At 64.4% G+C, this 17,872-nt stretch carries 21 protein-coding genes and 1 pseudogene; 10 read left to right on the top strand and 12 right to left on the bottom strand.

From position 1 onward, the window contains the following. A pseudogene (locus VK519_RS07955) lies at positions 1 to 417 on the top strand (hypothetical protein); the annotation flags it as partial. Here the strand turns inward: VK519_RS07955 and VK519_RS07960 are convergent. Beyond that, on the bottom strand, positions 414 to 707 hold the full coding sequence (locus VK519_RS07960) for a hypothetical protein (RefSeq protein ID WP_324348814.1): 294 nt from the start codon (positions 705 to 707) through the stop codon (positions 414 to 416). The pseudogene VK519_RS07955 and the gene VK519_RS07960 overlap by 4 nt on opposite strands. A gap of 244 nt (positions 708 to 951) precedes the next feature. Here VK519_RS07960 and VK519_RS07965 point away from each other — a divergent pair, with 244 nt between their 5' ends. After that, the gene (locus tag VK519_RS07965) at positions 952 to 1,593 is read left to right on the top strand and encodes a hypothetical protein (RefSeq protein ID WP_324348816.1); all 642 of its coding nucleotides are present in this window, start codon (positions 952 to 954) and stop codon (positions 1,591 to 1,593) included. A 25-nt stretch (positions 1,594 to 1,618) separates the two neighbouring features. On the opposite strand, the gene VK519_RS07970 is transcribed toward VK519_RS07965, so the two are convergent. The 5 genes from VK519_RS07970 to rpsU all read right to left on the bottom strand — a co-directional run bounded on the left by VK519_RS07970 (position 1,619) and on the right by rpsU (position 5,129). After that, positions 1,619 to 2,239, bottom strand: a complete 621-nt coding sequence (locus tag VK519_RS07970; RefSeq protein WP_324348818.1) for a DedA family protein — start codon at positions 2,237 to 2,239, stop codon at positions 1,619 to 1,621. Positions 2,240 to 2,294: 55 nt separating this feature from the next. Next, positions 2,295 to 4,031, bottom strand: a complete 1,737-nt coding sequence (dnaG, locus tag VK519_RS07975; RefSeq protein WP_324348820.1) for a DNA primase — start codon at positions 4,029 to 4,031, stop codon at positions 2,295 to 2,297. A 39-nt stretch (positions 4,032 to 4,070) separates the two neighbouring features. After that, positions 4,071 to 4,244: a DUF1328 domain-containing protein gene (locus tag VK519_RS07980; protein WP_324348822.1), complete on the bottom strand. Its 174-nt coding sequence runs from the start codon at positions 4,242 to 4,244 to the stop codon at positions 4,071 to 4,073. Positions 4,245 to 4,317: 73 nt separating this feature from the next. Next, positions 4,318 to 4,761 (bottom strand): GatB/YqeY domain-containing protein, encoded by a 444-nt coding sequence (locus VK519_RS07985; RefSeq protein WP_324348824.1) that lies wholly within the window; start codon positions 4,759 to 4,761, stop codon positions 4,318 to 4,320. Positions 4,762 to 4,913: 152 nt separating this feature from the next. Beyond that, positions 4,914 to 5,129 (bottom strand): 30S ribosomal protein S21, encoded by a 216-nt coding sequence (gene rpsU, locus VK519_RS07990; protein WP_055999514.1) that lies wholly within the window; start codon positions 5,127 to 5,129, stop codon positions 4,914 to 4,916. Between the two features lie 56 nt (positions 5,130 to 5,185). On the opposite strand from rpsU, the gene tsaD reads away from it, so the two are divergent. The 4 genes from tsaD to VK519_RS08010 all read left to right on the top strand — a co-directional run bounded on the left by tsaD (position 5,186) and on the right by VK519_RS08010 (position 8,024). After that, positions 5,186 to 6,232 (top strand): tRNA (adenosine(37)-N6)-threonylcarbamoyltransferase complex transferase subunit TsaD, encoded by a 1,047-nt coding sequence (gene tsaD / locus VK519_RS07995; RefSeq protein WP_324348831.1) that lies wholly within the window; start codon positions 5,186 to 5,188, stop codon positions 6,230 to 6,232. 28 nt (positions 6,233 to 6,260) lie between these two features. Continuing rightward, complete coding sequence (folB, locus tag VK519_RS08000) at positions 6,261 to 6,620, top strand: dihydroneopterin aldolase (RefSeq protein WP_324348833.1); 360 nt, start codon at positions 6,261 to 6,263, stop codon at positions 6,618 to 6,620. A 5-nt stretch (positions 6,621 to 6,625) separates the two neighbouring features. Continuing rightward, a complete protein-coding gene (gene folK, locus VK519_RS08005; protein ID WP_324348835.1) occupies positions 6,626 to 7,105 on the top strand; it encodes a 2-amino-4-hydroxy-6-hydroxymethyldihydropteridine diphosphokinase in 480 nt (159 codons plus the stop codon). Positions 7,106 to 7,181: 76 nt separating this feature from the next. Then, positions 7,182 to 8,024 carry a DUF6159 family protein gene (locus VK519_RS08010; protein ID WP_324348837.1) on the top strand — a complete coding sequence of 281 codons (843 nt, stop codon included), beginning with the start codon at positions 7,182 to 7,184 and terminating at the stop codon, positions 8,022 to 8,024. 4 nt (positions 8,025 to 8,028) lie between these two features. On the opposite strand, the gene VK519_RS08015 is transcribed toward VK519_RS08010, so the two are convergent. Continuing rightward, positions 8,029 to 8,400, bottom strand: coding sequence for a YchJ family protein (locus VK519_RS08015; RefSeq protein ID WP_324348839.1), 372 nt, complete (start codon positions 8,398 to 8,400; stop codon positions 8,029 to 8,031). A 122-nt stretch (positions 8,401 to 8,522) separates the two neighbouring features. Between VK519_RS08015 and VK519_RS08020 the strand changes: the two genes are divergently transcribed. Both VK519_RS08020 and VK519_RS08025 read left to right on the top strand, forming a co-directional pair. Then, on the top strand, positions 8,523 to 8,801 hold the full coding sequence (locus VK519_RS08020) for an antitoxin of toxin-antitoxin stability system (protein ID WP_524538983.1): 279 nt from the start codon (positions 8,523 to 8,525) through the stop codon (positions 8,799 to 8,801). Between the two features lie 11 nt (positions 8,802 to 8,812). Then, entirely contained in the window at positions 8,813 to 9,094 is a 282-nt protein-coding gene (locus VK519_RS08025; RefSeq protein ID WP_324348841.1) for a type II toxin-antitoxin system RelE/ParE family toxin, read from the top strand. Between the two features lie 11 nt (positions 9,095 to 9,105). Here the strand turns inward: VK519_RS08025 and VK519_RS08030 are convergent, their stop codons facing one another. The 4 genes from VK519_RS08030 to polA form a co-directional block, all read right to left on the bottom strand. Then, positions 9,106 to 9,705 (bottom strand): DUF938 domain-containing protein, encoded by a 600-nt coding sequence (locus VK519_RS08030; protein WP_324348843.1) that lies wholly within the window; start codon positions 9,703 to 9,705, stop codon positions 9,106 to 9,108. Next, entirely contained in the window at positions 9,702 to 11,795 is a 2,094-nt protein-coding gene (gene dinG / locus VK519_RS08035; protein WP_324348845.1) for an ATP-dependent DNA helicase DinG, read from the bottom strand. Before dinG ends, VK519_RS08030 begins: the two co-directional genes overlap by 4 nt. Before the next feature lie 74 nt (positions 11,796 to 11,869). Then, positions 11,870 to 12,376 (bottom strand): DUF1993 domain-containing protein, encoded by a 507-nt coding sequence (locus VK519_RS08040; RefSeq protein ID WP_324348846.1) that lies wholly within the window; start codon positions 12,374 to 12,376, stop codon positions 11,870 to 11,872. Between the two features lie 299 nt (positions 12,377 to 12,675). Beyond that, positions 12,676 to 15,405 (bottom strand): DNA polymerase I, encoded by a 2,730-nt coding sequence (polA, locus tag VK519_RS08045; protein ID WP_324348848.1) that lies wholly within the window; start codon positions 15,403 to 15,405, stop codon positions 12,676 to 12,678. Positions 15,406 to 15,505: 100 nt separating this feature from the next. Between polA and VK519_RS08050 the strand changes: the two genes are divergently transcribed. Beyond that, on the top strand, positions 15,506 to 15,955 hold the full coding sequence (locus VK519_RS08050; protein ID WP_324348850.1) for a DUF2782 domain-containing protein: 450 nt from the start codon (positions 15,506 to 15,508) through the stop codon (positions 15,953 to 15,955). Positions 15,956 to 15,959: 4 nt separating this feature from the next. Here the strand turns inward: VK519_RS08050 and VK519_RS08055 are convergent, their stop codons facing one another. Continuing rightward, entirely contained in the window at positions 15,960 to 16,664 is a 705-nt protein-coding gene (locus tag VK519_RS08055; protein WP_324348852.1) for a glutathione S-transferase, read from the bottom strand. A gap of 135 nt (positions 16,665 to 16,799) precedes the next feature. Here VK519_RS08055 and VK519_RS08060 point away from each other — a divergent pair, with 135 nt between their 5' ends. After that, positions 16,800 to 17,789, top strand: coding sequence for a bile acid:sodium symporter family protein (locus tag VK519_RS08060; RefSeq protein ID WP_324348854.1), 990 nt, complete (start codon positions 16,800 to 16,802; stop codon positions 17,787 to 17,789). The last annotated feature ends 83 nt before the right edge of the window (positions 17,790 to 17,872 follow it).

The following is a 17,872-nucleotide window of genomic DNA, read 5'->3' on the forward strand; positions in this document are numbered from 1 at the left end:
CAGGATGGCGGCGAGACCGACTACATCCTGCGTGATGGCAAGGCCCACGCGAGCTGGCTGGTGAATGAGAAAGCGCGCGTGGTCATGCCGCTGGGCAATGGCCCATCGGCGCGACAGTACCGGTTCAATGTCGACAGGCCCTGCGCGGAATTCAGCGGCAGCTGCACAAAAGGCGAGAAAGGTACCGTGGCTGGTCGTGCCGCTACGCGCTGGCGCTTCCTGGACGCTGGCCATAGCGGACCTGATGGCGCGGACAGCGGCACGATGTGGATCGACGAAGAGTCCGGACTGCTGCTGGGTTACGACGGCAAGGATATGTCGGGACGGCCGATGAAATGGACAGTCACGTCCGTCGACACGGGCGAGATTTCCCCCGACCTCTTCAAGATGCCGGCTGTCGAACCGCGAAAGCCTTAGGGACGATCAGGCACGGCAAACGTGCGCACCAGGTGGGCACGTGCACGACTGGCAGTCATCCGAAGAATGGACCCGGCAACCACGACCGCGGCCAGGCCCACGAGCATCGCCGGCAACGAATACGCCACCACATAACACCACACGGCGAGCACTGCGCCGGCCCCTATCTTGGCCGCACGTCGCAACTCGTTGGCAGTCGCGCCATACACCACCCCAGCCATGCACCCCGAGCACTTCATCGCCCCCGGATGCAACGACGACCCACAACGATGGCAATGGTGTCCGCTCATGGGTCGCTCCTGTGTGGTGGTCTCGCCTGGCTTATCGGCAGGTCCCGGGGAAACTTAAGCCTATCCTTTTACCGGGTAGCGGATTACGGGCAGGATTGCGCGGCGATACAAACCGTAACTATTTCATCTATATCGCGTTTTTGTCCCCGAACAAGCCTTGACCTACCCCCTCTGCCACCAGCATCGTGTGCGCCCGTCGCGGCCATCGCCGCGGCATTGACGCACGGCAAGGAGCCAAAGACTCATGCAGACGAAAGTACAAGTGACCACACGAGAGTCGGGGGTGGAGCACCTGCTGGCGCGCAACGAAGTACGTATCGCCGCTTTTTCACGCGGCGAACTGGTGAGCCTGGTCAATGATCCGGATCCACTTGACGCCGCGGTGCGCGGACGCCTGCTCCATTGCCTGCAGACATGGTCGGATTTCTTCCAGCGCCTCTTGCACCTGCGCGCCGCGCTTACGGTCGATCACGACCAGCAGCGCGTGGCGGTGGCGCACCTGGCCGAGGAGCTGGGCCACAACGACAACCTGCGCCAGCAACGCGGCGGCGCCCACGCCGCCTGCACCGATTCGATCCTGCAGGCGGCGATGCACTGGTTCAAGCACGCCATGATGGTGGGTTCGGACTACGAGCGTACCTTGCTGATGCACCTGGTACTGGAGGCGAGCGGGGAGATCTTCTTCAAGCAGGCGTCCACGGTGTTCGACGACATGCCTTACTTCCGCGAGCATGCGGAAGATGATGGCGACCATGCTGCCTATGGCATCGACCTGCTGCGGCGTGCGCCGGCGGCGCTTATGCCTGAACTGGAGCAGGCGCTCGAGGCGGGTTGGGACATGATGACCCTGCTGTGTGATCGCATGGCGCAACTGGCCAGGGCCTAGCCGTGATGGAGTCGGAGTCGGGGTTTTACTCCGTCCCCGACTCCGTGCATTGGCGACGGCGGCGCAGATACCAGAACAGCAACAGCAGCGCCACGACCAACGCAACCCACAACCCCGTCTGGCCGCGACGTATCCACATCGCCAGCCACTGGTGGTTGTTGGCACCGAAGTAGCCCAGGTACACCCAGATCGGCACGCTGATCAGCGCGGCGCAGCCGTCGAGCAGGAAAAAGCGCCAGAACGACACGCGGTGGGTGGCACCGGCGGAGATGTATACCGCCGTGCGCATGCCGGGCAGGAAGCGCGCGAAGAACAACATGCGGTTGCCGTAGCGGGCGAATTTTTCCTGCACCTTCGCATAACGCTCGGGTGTTAACAGGCGCGCGACGAAGCGCACTTTCAACACGCGCGTGCCGTACTTGCGTCCCAGCAGGAACATGGTGGAGTCGCCCAGCAACACGCCCACCATCGACACCATGAACATGGTGTGCACGTTGCCGTAGCCCAATCCGGTGATCACGCCGCCGGCGACCAGGGTGATGTCTTCGGGCAGGGGAATTCCCGCGCCACAAAGCATCAGGGCGATGAAGACGGCCAGGTATCCGTTCTGGCCGAAAATGTCGATGAGGCGCTCGAGCAGGTCCATCAGGGCCCACGGTTCCTGTGCGGCCTTGGATGATCCCATGGAAGGGGGGCAGGCGTCATTCGTCCGTGAACGATTGGGGCGGGCGTATCGTAAACAGTTCTCGAAGCTCGGCTTTTTCGGAATTATCCAGGCCCATCGAACGCGATTTCTCCTGAAGGAGCGTTTTGCGTTGCACCACGGCCTGGTGCTTCATCCGCTCCAGGGCGTGCAGGAATTCCACCTTCTGCATCTCCGGCTCGCCAACCATATCCGCCCGGGACAGCTTGTCGAGCGATGCGTGTTCCTCGCGGTCTGCGAATTGCTCCACCAGGGTGGCCGGATTGATCCCTGGGCGCGAACGGGCAAGGTCGATCAGCTCGGCCAGCAGGCCCACGCCGGGCTTGTCCAGCGCCAGGAAACCATAAGGTCGTTCGACGAGGTCGGCCAGGCCAGGTTGCGCAATCAACAGAGTGATGGCTGTGCGCACCAGGCTTCGCTGCACCGGTGCGTTGCGCTGGTGCGGCTGGCGGGAGTGGGCTTCGGGCTGGAAGGTTGCCTTCGCTCCCGTGCGTCGCTCGAGCTCCGCGCCCATGAGGTCGCGGAAGGCGCCATCGGGCAATCGGGCGATCAATGGCCGGGCGCGTTCGGCCAGGCGGGCCCGGCCGTCAAGGCTGCCCAGCTCCACGTCACGGCCCAGTTCGGCAAAGAAATATTCCGAAAGCGGCGTGGCCTTGTGCATGCGCTTTTCGAAGCCTTCCTTGCCTTCCTTGCGCACCAGCGTATCGGGGTCTTCGCCATCGGGAAGGAACAGGAAGAACGCCTGGCGTCCATCGCGCATGCGCGGCAGCACCGATTCAAGCGCACGCCACGCCGCTTGCTTGCCGGCGCGGTCACCATCGAAACAGAACACCACGTCGGGCGTGGCGCGGAACAATACTTCCGCGTGGTCGGGCGTGGTGGCCGTGCCCAGCGTGGCTACCGCAATCGGCAGCCCCGCCTGGTGCAGGGCGATGACGTCCATATAGCCTTCGACCACCACGATGCGCTCGATGGTTTTGTTGGCCTGCTTTACCTGCCACAACGCGAAGAGCTCTTTTCCCTTGTGGAAGAGGGGGGTCTCCGGTGAGTTGAGGTATTTCGGACCCTGGTCACCGGTGAGTACGCGTCCGCCGAAGGCAATCACGCGCCCGCGGCGATCGAGGATCGGGAACATCACCCGTTCGCGGAAGCGGTCGTAGCGGTTGCCGCGCTCGTTCGCGGCCACCATGCCCGCTTCATTCAAGAGCTTGAGGCGGTTCTCGGAATTACCCAGCGCCTTGATCACGCCATCGAACCCGGCCGGCGCCCAGCCGATGCGGAAGGCCTTGATGGTCTGGGCATCCAGGCCGCGGCGCTTGACGTATTCCTTCGCCTCGGCGTTCTTGGGCAGTTGCTCTTCGTAGAAGTGCGCCGCGCCGTCGAGCAGGGCGTAGAGGTCGGTCTTGTCCTCGCGCGGTGTGTCGTCGCGGCCATCTTCGTGAGGCACTTTCAGGCCCACCGACTGGGCCAGTTCCTCCACCGCGTCGACGAACTCCAGGCGTTCGTATTCCATCAGGAATTTGATCGCGCTGCCGTGCACGCCGCAGCCGAAGCAATGGTAGAACTGCTTCTGCGGGCTCACGTAGAACGAGGGCGAGCGCTCGTTGTGGAAGGGGCAGCAGGCGGTCCATTCGCGCCCGGCTTTTTTCAGCGGCACGCGCCGCTCGATCGTGTCGACGATGTCGACACGGGCAAGCAGTTCGTCGATGAAGGTATCGGGGATGCGACCGCGCATGGCGCATTGTAGCGGCCAGCGCGGCCCGGGGTTGTCCCGCTAGAACGCCAGGTGGAAGATACCCATCACGGCCAGGATGGCGATGATGAAGAAGATCAGGAAGATCGCGAACAGGACCTTGGCGATGGTCCCGGCGACGCCCGAAACACCGGTAAAGCCGAGGGCGCCGGTGATCAGGGACACGATGCCGAAGATGATGGCCCACTTGAGCATGGCAGGACTCCGCTGTTCTATGTGGCGGTGATCTTGCGTGCCAGATCGTGCGGGAGGCGTGAAACGCGGCAGCTTATGCCAGGGCAGCTTTCACCTTCTGGGACACCACGGCCATGTCGGCCGTGCCGGCGGCCTTGTCCTTGACCCAACCCACCACCTTGCCCATGTCCTTCATGCTGGTGGCGCCAGTTTCGGCCACGGCCTGGCGCACCAGGGCCTCGATGCCGGCCTCGTCGAGCTTGGCCGGAAGGTAGGCTTCGATGATGCCCATCTCGTAGCGCTCGATCTTGGCAAGATCCTCGCGGCTGGCGGCTTCGAACTGGGTCACCGAATCGCGCCGCTGCTTCATCATTTTTTCAAGCGTGACCAGCACCTGGGTGTCGTCCAGCTCGATGCGCTCGTCCACCTCGCGCTGCTTCACGGCGGCCAGCATCAGGCGGATGACGCCGAGTTTGTCTTTCTCGCCGCCACGCATGGCGTTCTTCATGTCTTCGGTCAGTTGCTGCTTCAGGCTCACGGGAACTCCTTATTTGACTTCGAACACGAAAACCGGCGCCTCCCAGGGGGTGGCGCCGGTCCGTTACATGCGTAAGCGAGGTGGCGGCTGCGGGTTGGACGCGCCTGCCGGTTGCCTGCCGCTATGCCAGTGAAGGCGGGCAGGCAGGACACTCAGTACATGCGGGTCTTGCGGGAAACGTCACGCGACAGGCGGCGCAGGTGGCGCTTGACTGCGGCAGCGCGCTTACGCTTGCGTTCCTGGGTGGGCTTTTCGTAGAACTCGCGCTTGCGGGTCTCGGCCAGCACGCCAGCCTTTTCACAGGTACGCTTGAAACGACGCAGGGCAAGCTCGAACGGCTCGTTCTCGCGGACTTTAACGGACGGCATGGAAACTCCACTTGGGTAAACTGGCCCGGTTGATCGGGCGAGCCGTGAATTATAGCGTGAGCATTCTGCAGATTTCAAAGCCTGTACTGGGTATCGAGACCTCCTGCGACGAGACAGGTGTCGCCCTGCTGCGCTGGGACCGGGGAAACCCGGGCCGGGGGCTCCTTTCCCATGAGCTATTCAGCCAGGTCCGGCTACATGCCGAATACGGCGGCGTGGTGCCGGAACTGGCCAGCCGGGACCATGTCCGGAAGCTTTTACCCTTGGTACGCAAGGCCTTGGCCGATGCAGGCCTGGGCGTGTCGGACCTGGGCGGGGTGGCCTATACGGCGGGTCCCGGCCTGGTCGGTGCTCTTTTGGTGGGCGGGGCGGCGGGCCGGGCCATGGCCTGGGCGCTGGGCGTCCCGGCCATCGGTGTCCACCACATGGAAGGTCATCTCCTGGCTCCCTTGCTGGAAGACGATCCGCCCGAGCCTCCGTTCGTGGCCCTGCTGGTATCGGGCGGGCACTCCATGCTGGTCGAGGTCCAGGGCATCGGGCGTTACCGGATCCTGGGCGATACCCTGGACGACGCTGCCGGCGAAGCCTTCGACAAGACGGCCAAGATGATGGGCCTGCCGTACCCCGGCGGCCCGGCGCTGGCGAAGCTGGCCGAACAGGGCCGGTCGGGCGCGTACAGGTTCACCCGGCCGATGACTGACCGCCCCGGCTTCGACTTCAGTTTCTCGGGGCTCAAGACCCAGGTGCTGATGGCCTGGAAGGCATCCGACGGCAGCGACCAGGCCAGGGCCGACATCGCCCGGGGGTTCGAGGAAGCCATCGTGGATACGCTCGCCATCAAATGCCGCCGCGCGCTGGCCGCCACCGGGGCAGGGCGCCTGGTGATCGCCGGCGGTGTCGGCGCCAATCGCCGCCTTCGCACCCAGTTGGCCGAGGCCGGCGCCGCCGATGGTTTCAGGGTGTACTTCCCCCGCCTTGAGTTCTGCACTGACAACGGCGCGATGATCGCGCTGGCGGGCGCGATCCGCCTGGCGGCCGGGCAGCACGACGAGACCCTGGTGGTGCAGCCGCGTTGGAGCCTGGAAACCCTTACCGCGGCCTGATCGCATTGTGATTGGCTAGAATCCACCGATGGACATCGTATTCATCGAAGACCTCCGCATCGATGCCGTCATCGGCATCTATGACTGGGAGCGCAAGATCCGCCAGCCGCTGGCGTTCGACGTCGAGATGGCATTCGACAACCGCAAGCCGGCGGCCAGCGACGACATTGCCGACACGCTCGACTACAAGGCCATCTCCAAGCGCCTGCAGTCGTTCGTGGGTGAATCGTCGTTTGGCTTGGTGGAGACCCTGGCCGAGCGTTGCGCGGAAATCGTCATGCGGGAATTTGGCGTGGCCTGGGTGCGTCTGAAATGCGCCAAGCCCGGCGCCGTGCGTGGCGCCAAGTCGGTCGGCGTGGTGATCGAGCGCGGCAAGCGGCCGGCTTAGCGCGCATGGCGACGGCGTGGCTAAGCCTCGGCTCCAACGTGGAACCGGAACATCACCTGCGGGCAGCCTTGTCGGAACTGCGCTTGATGTTCGGCGACATGGTGGTGTCGCCTGCTTATCGCAGCAAGGCAGTGGGCTTCGAGGGGCCGGCCTTCATCAACCTGGCCGTGGGCCTGACCACCGACCTGGATCCGATCGCGCTGAACGATGCATTGCACGCCATCGAGGATCGCCATGGCCGCCGCCGCGACGTGCCGCGGTTCTCCAGCCGCACGCTGGACATCGATATCGTGCTTTACGACGACCTCGTGCTCGATGGGCCCGGGCACCTGCAGATTCCCCGCGATGAACTTCGCCACGCCTTCGTATTGCGGCCGCTGGCCGACATTGCCGGCGCGGTGGTGCATCCGCTGACGGGCATGACGCTGTCCCTCATGCAGGCACGCGCCCAGGATAACGGCGAACTCGAGGTCGTCAGGCTTTAATGACCCCCTGCACTGTTCCAGGCCCCTAGCCTCTGCTACAAAATGCCGACAGCCAACCGGGGAAGGACATCGCGCCATGGGGAAGTTCGCACGCAGCTGGGCCTTGATGAAGGCGAGTGCATCGGTATTGCGCTCGGACAAGGAATTGATGGTGTTCCCGTTGTTCTCGGCGATGGCCTCACTGGTGGTGATAGCGAGTTTCGCGCTGCCGATCATCTTCGGCAGCATGCATGGCGAGCAGTTCGACCATCGGCGCATGGAGCCCATCCAGTACGTGCTCATGGGTGCGTTCTACCTCGTGCAGTACACCATCATCATCTTCTTCAACACCGCGCTGATCGGTGCGGCAATGATCCGCCTTGATGGCGGCAATCCCACGGTGGCCGATGGCTTCCGCATTGCCTGGTCGCGTATCGGCACGATCCTGGGCTACGCATTGATTGCAGCCACGGTGGGCGTGTTCCTGCGCGCACTGCAGCAGCGCCTGGGTTTCATCGGCCGCATCATCGCCGGCTTCCTTGGCTTAGGTTGGACGGTGGCGACCTTCCTGGTGGTGCCGGTGCTGGCGCATGAAGGGCTTGGCCCATTCAAGGCGCTCAAGCGCAGCGTGCAGTTGTTGCGCGGAACCTGGGGCGAGAACCTGATCGGCAACGTCGGCCTTGGCGTGGTGTTCGGCCTGGGTACGTTCCTGGTCATGCTGTGCGGCGCGGGCCTGATCGTCGGCGCCGCCTTCACAGGTTCCGTCACGCTGATCGTCGCCGCGGTCGTCGTGCTGGTGATCGCCATGGTGCTGCTGGGCCTGGTGCAGGCGGCGCTGCATGGCATCTACTCGGCGGCGCTATACCGCTATTCCAACGGCGAGGCGCCGGGGATCGGCTTTGATCGCCAGATGCTGGAAAACGCCTTTCGCACGAAGTGACGGGTCAGCGCACGTCGCCGTCGAGGTAGAACCACCGCCCATCCTCACGCACGAAGCGACTGAGCTCGTGCTGGCGATGGGCGGGGCCACCTCCGTGGCGCGAGCGCGCGACGAATGCCACCGTGGCGTGGCCGGCATCGCCGGCACCAGTGGACTTCTTGATATCCAGGCCCAGCCAGCGGAGGCCCGGATCCAGGTCAAGCGCCGACGGTCGCGTGGACGGATGCCAGGTCGCCAGCAGGTAGTCGGGCAATCCGAGAACGAACGCGCTGTAGCGTGACCGCATCAGCGATTCGGCATCCGGCGCCCCAAGCCCGGCGTGATAGCGGCCGCAGCAGGCGGCATAGTCGGCTCTTCCGCAGGGGCAAGGGCTCATGGCGCGTTGTCCGAAACTGATCTTGTGAGTCGTCAAAGATAGCGGCTCGCGAGGCCTTGCGGCGAGGGTTTGATGGATATATAAGGTATATACGTATTATATCTTTTCTTGAGCTTGAGCCCATGACGAAAGAAGCGACCTTTTTCATGAAGCTTGAAACGGACTTGCGCGAAGCCTTCATGGCAGCAACCGAGGCGGCTCATCGCCCTGCCGCGCAGGTCGTTCGCGAGCTGATGCGCGAGTACATCGCCAGGCAACGCGAGGCGCGTGAGTATGAGGAATTCCTACACAGGAAGGTCGAGATTGCCCGGAGCCAGGCTCGCGGTGGGCGCGGCCGCCCCAGTGACGTAGTTGAAGCCGAGTTCGCCGCCCGGCGCGCGGAGGCCCTAACCAAAAAATGAAGGTTGAATGGATGCCGGCGGCCGAAGAGGATCGCCGGCGCATATGGACATACATTGCAGCAGAGGACGTGGGCGCGGCTGTGCGCATGGACGAGCGATTCAAGGACTCATCCGAACAGTTGGCCATGTTCCCAAGGTCGGGGCCACGAGGGATCGTCAGGGGTACTCGAGAACTGGTGCCACACGCCAACTACCGCCTGGTCTACGAGATCAAGTCGGATATCGTGCGCATACTTTCCCTTGTTCACGTCTCACGGCAATGGCCGCCCGAGGACGATCAACAGGACGGATGAAGCTGCACTTCCTACGACGTCCGCCGCCAGATGATGCATCGATTGTTGGCCGGCATGGCGTGGTCGTCGACCAGTTCAAATCCCGCCTTGGCAGCTAATGCATCCACCGCTTCGAAGTCACGGATCGCCATGTGGGTGCCGCGCGCCTGCAGCCAGTCGTTGAACTCGGCGTTGCTCGGGCTGGTGAACTGGCCGCCGTAGTTGAATGGTCCGTAGACCACAAGCGTAGCGCCAGGCGCCGTGATGCCAGGCAGCCCGGTGAAGAACGCCTGCACTTCTTCGAACGACATGATGTGCAGCGTATTGGCGGTAAATACCCCGTCGTAAGCGGTCGTTGGCCAGGAACCATTGACGTCGAAAGTCAATGCGGGCGGCGTATTCGGAAGGCCCGCGTCGTCGAGCCACGCACTTATTCCATCGAGGTTTTCCTCGCGGTCTGAGGTTTGCCACGAAAGATGGGGCAGGGCCTGGGCAAAAAACACCGCGTGCTGCCCAGTGCCGCTGCCTACTTCAAGCACCGACCTTGTGTGCGCAAACGCCTCGCCAAGCGCATCCAGGATCGCATCGCGGTTGCGTGCGACCGACGGCGCATCGGGTTTTTCCACACTCATGCGGCACGCTCGATCGCACGCGCAAACGGTGGCAGTGCGCGCAGCATCTGTTCGCCATAACGCTTGGTGACCACCCGGCGGTCCAGCAGCACGATCCGGCCGGTATCGGTTTCGGTACGGATCAGGCGGCCGCAATACTGGATCAAGAGCCGCGTGGCATCGGGCACGCTCACTTCAATGAACGGGTTGCGGCCGCGCGACTCCAGCCACTCGGCGTACGTCGCGCCGACGGGGTCCGTGGGTACGGCAAAGGGAAGCTGTGTCACCACCACGGTTTCACAAAGCTTGCCCGGAAGGTCCAGTCCCTCTCCGAACGAGGCTAGGCCAAACAAGGTGCTGCCCTTGCCGGCTTCGATGTCTTCGCGGTGCTCGGTGATCAGCTGCGCCTTGGACAACGAGCCTTGCGCACGAACCTTGCGCACGTATTCGATGGGCAACACCTGCAACACGCGGTCGAGCTTGGCGCGCGAGGTGAACAGCACCAGGTTGCCGGCGTCCCAATCGAGGTTCGCGCCCAGCCAGGCGGCCACTTCGCGCGCGTGGCCTTCACGGTCATCAGGCATGGCCTTGAAGGCGGGCACTTCCAGCGTGGCCTGGTTGGCGAGGTCAAAGGGCGAGGGCAGGCTCAGCGTCACCGCGCCATCGGGCAGGCCAACTGCATCGGCGAAACCGCGGAACTGGCCGCCCACGCTGAGCGTCGCCGACGTCATCACCACCGCCGCTGCGTTGTCCCACAGCACGTTGCGCAGCAGGCCGCCTGCCGATACGGCCGAGGCGTGGCAGACGATCTGCTGGTCGGCGGTCAACGTCACCCAGCGCGCCAGCGGCGGTGCGTTTTCGCGATCTTCGCTCGACCACGCATACCAGGTGCGTACCTGCCGATCCAGGCGCTCCAGAGCCACTCCCAGCTCGCGGGAGATCGCTTCCTGGGTGGGGCCGCCGGCTTCCATCTCCACGACGGCGCGGCGCACGCTGCGCACCCACTTCTGGACGTCGCCCGTGACCATGCGCAGCGCGGTCGCGTGCACCACCCAGTTCTCCGGCAACCGACCGAGGGATGCGCGGTACATCGGCTCTGCCTCGCCGGGCGAGGGCATCCAGTTCATGCGGATCTCGCGCTCGATGTCTTCCAGCGAGGCGCTGAGTTCGGCGATCTTTTCCTCACCCCTCTCGAGGGTGAGATTGCCGATGCTTTCCTTGTCGGTGAGCGAATAGGCAGCATGGATCTGGTTCTGCATGCGGCCGAGCCGGCGCATGGCGACCGACAGGTGTACATCGGCCGCGCCGCGATCGATGGCCTTGGCCGGCACGTGGTGCGCTTCGTCGAAGATGTAGAGCGTTTCTTCAGGCTTAGGCAGGATCACGCCGCCGAAGGTGTCTTCGTCGCGCGGCATGGTGAGGTCGGCCAGTACCAGGTCCTGGTTGGCCACCACGATCTCCGCCTCTCCCACGGCGCGGCGGGCCAGGAAAAAGGGGCAAACGGAAAAGGCACCGCACTTGCGTCCGGTGCAGCCGCCAGCGCTGGTGGTAAGCATGCCGCGCACGAGGTCCGACACGGCCTCCGGACTGGTGTCCATGTCGCCGTTCCACTCGCCGCTGGTGAAAGCCTCGGTGAGCTTGCCCACGGCCTGGGTATCGCGTGGCTGCGGTGGCTTGGCCCACAGCGCGAGCTCGGCGTCGAAATCCAGGCCGCCCTGCGCCGTTTCGGTGGCGGCCATGCGCAGGTTGCGCACGCACAGGTAACGCTGGCGGCCCTTGGCCAGGGCAACCTTGGCTTCCACGCCGCAGAGCTTCAGGAACTGCGGAATATCGCGCTGGACCAGCTGCTCCTGCAACGCCACGGTGGCGGTGGCGATCAGAAGTTTCTTCTTCGTCGCCCGCGCCACTTCCAGCCCGGCGATCAGGTAGGCCATCGATTTGCCGGTGCCGGTGGGCGCTTCAATCACCGCGGCGCCGGCGGGCTCGGCCAACGCCTTGGCCACCTCGGCGATCATCCTCAGCTGCGCCGGCCGCCCTCGGAAGCCGGGCAGACCTTCCTTAAGACGCCCGTAGTCGGCGCGAATGGTGGCTTTGGTGTCGTCGAGGAGCATGGGCCGGCCATTGTCCCACACCCTCCTGACCATCAGCGCCGTCGAGTGCCTCGACGGCGCTGACGGGATGACGCTTAGCGGTTGCCCAGGTAGTCGTTCTTGCCCAGTTCCGCGCCAGCCTCGCGCAGGATCGCGTAGGTGGTGGTGATGTGGAAGAACATGTTGGGCAGGGCGAAGCCGAGGAGATACTCCTGGCCGGTGAAGTTGAGTTCGCCGCTGCGCATCTTCAGCACGATCGCGCGGTCTTCGCTGCCGTCAATCTGGCTGGCCTGGAACGACTTGACGTAGTCGATCACCTTGTCGAGGCGGGCCTGGAGTTCGTCGAAGGTCACTTCCACGTCGGGCACGGCGATCGGCTCGACGCCGGCCAGACGTGCCACGCAGCCCTTGGCAGCGTCGGTGGCTATCTGCACCTGCTTGGCCAGCGGCAGCATGTCGGCGATCAGCCGCGTCTGCAGCATCACTTCATCAGGGACGTTCTTGGCCTTCGCGTGGGCCTGGCCTTTCTGCAAAACGTGCTTCAGGTTGGACAGGCCGCGCACGAACACCGGCACGGACGCCTGGTACATGGAAAGGGACATGGGGTTGCCTTTGCTCAGGTGGTGAAAAGTGCGCGAACGATAGCGCATTGGCCCGGTCCAAACGACACGCAAAAAAAAGCCCCGAAGGCCAGGGGGGGACCTTCGGGGCTGGGGTGGCAGCGAAACCCAGGGGAGAGGTTCGCAGCCGTCGGTTCACTCAGGGAGGAGAGATCACCTTCGGAACACCGTTGCGTGTGTTCCGGAAGATTAGATGCGGGTCGCGGGATAAAGTTCGCGGGATTGGCGAAAAAATAGTCAGCTAATTTTCAGGGTTTGGAAACCCGGCGAAAAACAGACAGTTAGTGCGCCTCGTGCCAGTTGGCGCCCACGCCGACGTCCACGATCAGCGGCACGGCGAGCTCGGCTGCCCCGGACATGCATTGGATCACTCCCTCGCGAACCGCGTCCACGGCGTCTTCGCGCACTTCGAAGACCAGTTCATCGTGAACCTGCATCAGCATGCATACGTCGTCGCGCGTCTCAATCCACGCTGCGACGGCGATCATCGCCCGCTTGATGATATCGGCGGCGGTGCCCTGCATCGGGGCGTTCACCGCCGCGCGCTCGGCGCCGGCCCGGCGTGCCTGGTTCCGCGAGGCCAGTTCTTCCAGGTAGAGCCGGCGGCCGAACAGGGTCTCCACGTAACCGTCGCGATGCGCCTGGCTGCGGGTGGCTTCCATGAAATCCCGCACGCCGGGGTACCGGGCGAAGTAGCGAGCCATGTAATCGGACGCCTCGCCGCGGTCGATGCTCAGCTGGCGCGCCAGGCCGAAGGCGCTCATGCCATACATCAGGCCGAAATTGATCGCCTTGGCCGCACTGCGCTGGTTGGCGGTGATCTCTTCAGGCGGGATGCCGAACACCTCGGCGGCGGTGGCACGGTGCACGTCGCCACCGTTGCTCAACGCACGCAACAGGCCTTCATCGCCAGACAGGTGCGCCATGATGCGCAACTCGATCTGCGAATAGTCCGCCGCCATGATCTTCCAGCCCGGCGGCGCAATGAACGCCCGGCGGATGCGGCGGCCCTCCTCCGTGCGGATGGGGATGTTCTGCAGGTTCGGATCCGACGACGACAGGCGCCCGGTGGCGGCCACGGCCTGGTGATAGCTGGTATGCACGCGGCCGGTGCGTTCGTTGACGATGCCGGCGAGCTTGTCGGTATAGGTGGAGCGCAGTTTTGCCAGGCCGCGGTATTCCAGCAGCACGCGTGGTAGCTCGTGCGCGTCGGCGATGGCTTCGAGCGCTTCTTCGTTGGTCGATGGCTGGCCGGTGGGTGTTTTCACCCGCACCGGCAGGCCCAGTTCGTCGAACAACACGGCTTGCAGCTGCTTGGGCGAATCCAGGTTGAACTCGTGGCCGGCGCTGGCGTAGGCCTGCTTTTGCAGTTCCACCATGCGCTTGCCCAGTTGCTGGCTCTGGCGGCGCAGTTCGTCGATGTCGATCAGCACGCCGCGCTGTTCCATCTTCGCAAGGATTGGCACCAGAGGTATTTCGATCTCTTCGTAGACCTTCAGCAGGCGCGGCTCGGCCTGCAGTTGCGGATACAGCGCCTGGTGCAGGCGCAGGGTGACGTCGGCATCTTCCGCGGCGTAGCGCGTGGCCGTGTCGAGGTCGACCTGGCCGAAGGGAATCGACTTGGCACCCTTGCCTGCGACTTCTTCATATTTGATGGTCGTATAGCCTAGATACCGCGTGGCCAGCGAATCCATGTCGTGGCGGGTGACGGTGGCGTTGAACACATAGCTTTCGAGCATCGAATCGAAGGCCACGCCGCGCACGTCGATGCCGTGCGTGGAGAGCACGTTGATGTCGTACTTGGCGTGCTGGCCGAGCTTGGCGATGGAAGCGTCCTCGAAGATGGGCTTGAGTGCGCCCAAAACCTCTTCGCGTGCGAGCTGCGTCGGTGCACCGGGATAATCGTGGGCCACCGGAACGTAGGCCGCCTTGCCCGCTTCCACGGCAAACGACACGCCGACGATCTGCGCGCGCATCGGATCGATGCTGGTGGTCTCGGTATCGAAGGCCAACACGCGTGCCTCGCGCAGGCGAGGCAGCCATGCGTCGAGGGCTTCGCGGGTGGTGACCAGTTCGTATTCGCCGGGGGCGGAGAATGCTTCGATCAACGCGGCTGGTCCCACCGCCGGTGCTTGCGCTGGCGCCGTGGCTGCCGCCGGTGCGGCACCACTGGCTTCCAGTTCCTTCAGGGCGGCTTTGAAGTCGTAGCGACGGTAGAGCTCCAGCAGGGCTTCGTTGTCGGGCTCGCGCTGGTGCAGGTCGGTCGGGCCCACTTCCAGCGGCGTGTTGATACGAATGGTGACCAGGTCCTTCGACAGTGGCAGCCGGGGCAACGCCGTGCGCAGGTTCTCGCCGATCTTGCCGCCGACCCTGTCGGCCGCGGCGATGAGGGCCTCGAGAGTGCCGTACTCGGCGAGCCATTTGGCGGCTGTTTTCGGGCCGCATTTCTCTACGCCCGGAACATTGTCGACGCTGTCACCGGTGAGGGTGAGGAAATCGACGATCTGGTCGGGTCGCACGCCAAACTTGGCGAATACGCCGTCCACGTCCATGGTGGAGTTGGTCATGGTGTTGACCAGGGTGATGCGATCGTCCACCAGCTGGGCGAAATCCTTGTCGCCGGTGGATATCACCACGTCGATGCCCTTCTCGCGTGCCTGCACGGCCAGCGTGCCGATCACGTCGTCCGCTTCAACCCCGGTCACGCGCAGGATCGGAAATCCCAGCGCGCCGACGATGCGCAGCATGGGTTCGACCTGGGACCGGAGGTCGTCGGGCATCGAGGGCCGGTTGGCCTTGTACTGCGGGTACATTTCCTCGCGGAAGGTCGGGCCGGAGGCGTCGGCCACGAAGGCGAGGTACTCCGGGGCGGCTTTCAGCGTGGCGCGCAGCATGTTCACCACCCCGAACAGCGCGCCGGTGGGCTCGCCCAGGGCGTTGGTCAGCGGCGGCAGCGCGTGGAAGGCGCGGTAAAGGTACGAGGACCCGTCGATCAGGATGAGCTTGGCCATCGCCGGATTCTCTCATGGCTTGCGCGCGCTTTCCGGGGCCCGTTCACGCCGCGGGGGGTAACGGCGCTGCTATGCTCGGCGCCTGCATGGAGACTTCGTCATGAAACCGAACATCCCGCTCCTCGCCGGCCTGGTCCTGATCGCCGCGGGCACCCTCCACGCCCAGGATCTCAACCTCAAGCCCGCCCCGCCCCCGCCGGGCATTCATGACAAGGGCGCAACGCCGGTGGCCAATCCGCCGCCGGAAAAGAACCGCCCGGCCATCGACCTTCCCGCCATGCACGACAACGGCACCGACGCCAACGGCAACCCGCCGCCGCAGGTCACCGTGCGCACCGAAGGCGAGGACACGGTCGAGGAATACCGCGAGGGCGGCCGCATCACCATGATCCGCATCACGCCCAAGCATGGGCCACCGCGCGAGATCCTGGCCGATGAGAGCGGCAAGCTCGAGCGTGATCCCAAGCTCGGCCCGGTGGCACCGGTGTACTACAAGGTGTACGAATGGGGCGCGGCGCCCAAGACGGTGGACGAGCAAAAATCGCAGTAGGGTTTTAGCCGTCCAGTTCGGGATAATGGCGAAAGACGCCGTTGGTGTTGAAGGCCAGCCGCCGCGGTGATGCGAGATACGCCGCGATATGGGGCCGTTGTGCCACGCGGTCATGCACGGCGGTGAGCAGCGGCAGTTTCCTGCCGAGCCTGGCCATGGCTTTCGGATACGCGTAGTTGAGCCCCGCCACCACCTGGAACATCGAAAGGTCCACGTAGGAGTGCTCGCGTAGCGCGTGGCGGCCGCCACCGCGCTCGATGCAGTGCTCCAGGTAACCCAGGTACTTGGGCATGCGCTCGGTGCGAAATTCCGTAGCGCGCCGTTTCGCTTCCGGTTTCTGGTCTTCGTAGTAAAGCCCCGTTCCCGCCGGATGGTGGCTGTCGTGGGCCTCGGCCACCAGGTCGGTGATGGTCAGTTCGATCTGGTGGGCCTGCAGCCGCCGCGATTCGCTATCGGGCACAAGGTCCAGGCGTGGCCCCAGGTACTGCAGGATGTTGGCCACCTGGGCGATCACCAGCCGCCCGCTCTTGAGGAACGGCGGCGCAAAGGGCACGGCGCCCTCGTGCTTGCCCTCAAGCCACGCGGTCATGATCTCATCGCCTTCTTCACGGGCCACGTCGATGTAGTCGGCCCTGGCGTCTTCCAGCGCCAGGCGCACGAATTCGCCGCGGCCCTGGATGCCCGTCCAGTAGTAGAGCTCGTATGGCATGTACCAGCCTCGCAGCGGGGTAGGGTGTGCAAGTGTGTACCGGCGCAGTTCTAGCGCGTGTGAGCATGCTGGCAAGTATTTGCGCGCCCGGTCGCACGCATTGCGTTGCAGCCTGCGCCAAGGTCCAATACAGCGATGGATATTCGCCGCTTTCTTCCTGACGGATTCACATCCGCCCTTGTCCTGACGGTGGTCATTGCCAGCCTGGTGCCTTGCCGGGGCATCGGGGCGACGGTGTTTGACTGGATCACCGACCTTGCCATTGCCCTGCTGTTCTTCCTGCACGGGGCCAAGCTGCCGCGCCAGGCGGTGGTGGAGGGCGCGCGCCACTGGCGGCTGCATGCGGCGGTACTAGCCAGCACCTTCGTGGTGATCCCGCTGTTGGGCCTGGCACTGAAGCCATTGCTGGCGCCGCTGGTGACGCCAGAGCTCTACCTGGGCGTGCTGTTCCTGTGCACGCTGCCATCGACCGTGCAATCGTCCATCGCCTTTACCTCGATCGCCCGGGGCAACGTGCCGGCGGCCATCGTTTCGGCTTCGGCATCGAGCCTGATCGGTATCCTGGTAACGCCGTTGCTGGTGGGCCTGGTGATCAGCACGTCCGGTCATGGCGGCCTTTCGATCGATGCCGTGGGGGCCATCGTGCTGCAGTTGTTGCTGCCCTTCGTCGCAGGCCAGGTGGCCCAGCGCTGGATCGGCGGCTGGGTACAGAAGTACAAGACGTGGCTGGATTTCGTCGACCGCGGCTCGATCCTGCTGGTGGTGTACACCGCTTTTAGCGCGGCGGTGCTGCAAGGCCTATGGAAGCAGATGCCCGCGCCGGTGCTGGCGGGGCTGCTGGTCGTCGATGCGGTGATCCTGGCCCTGGCCCTGCTGATCACCCGATACGGCGCCCGCGCACTTCGCTTCAGCCGCGAGGACGAGATCACCATCGTGTTCTGCGGCTCGAAGAAGAGCCTGGCCAGCGGCGTGCCGATGGCCAAGGTGATCTTCGCCGGGCATCCACTGGGCAGCATCGTGCTGCCGGTGATGTTGTTTCACCAGATCCAGTTGATGGTATGCGCCGTATTGGCGCGCCGCTACGCGCGGCGGCCGGTCAATGACGAAAGTGGCGGATCGAGGTAAACACCATCGCCATGCCGTGCTCGTCGGCGGCCGCGATCACTTCCTTGTCGCGCATCGACCCGCCGGGCTGGATCACGGCCCGG

Origin of the sequence: Pinirhizobacter sp., assembly GCF_035317885.1 — a bacterium.
Lineage (GTDB): Bacteria > Pseudomonadota > Gammaproteobacteria > Xanthomonadales > Rhodanobacteraceae > Pinirhizobacter.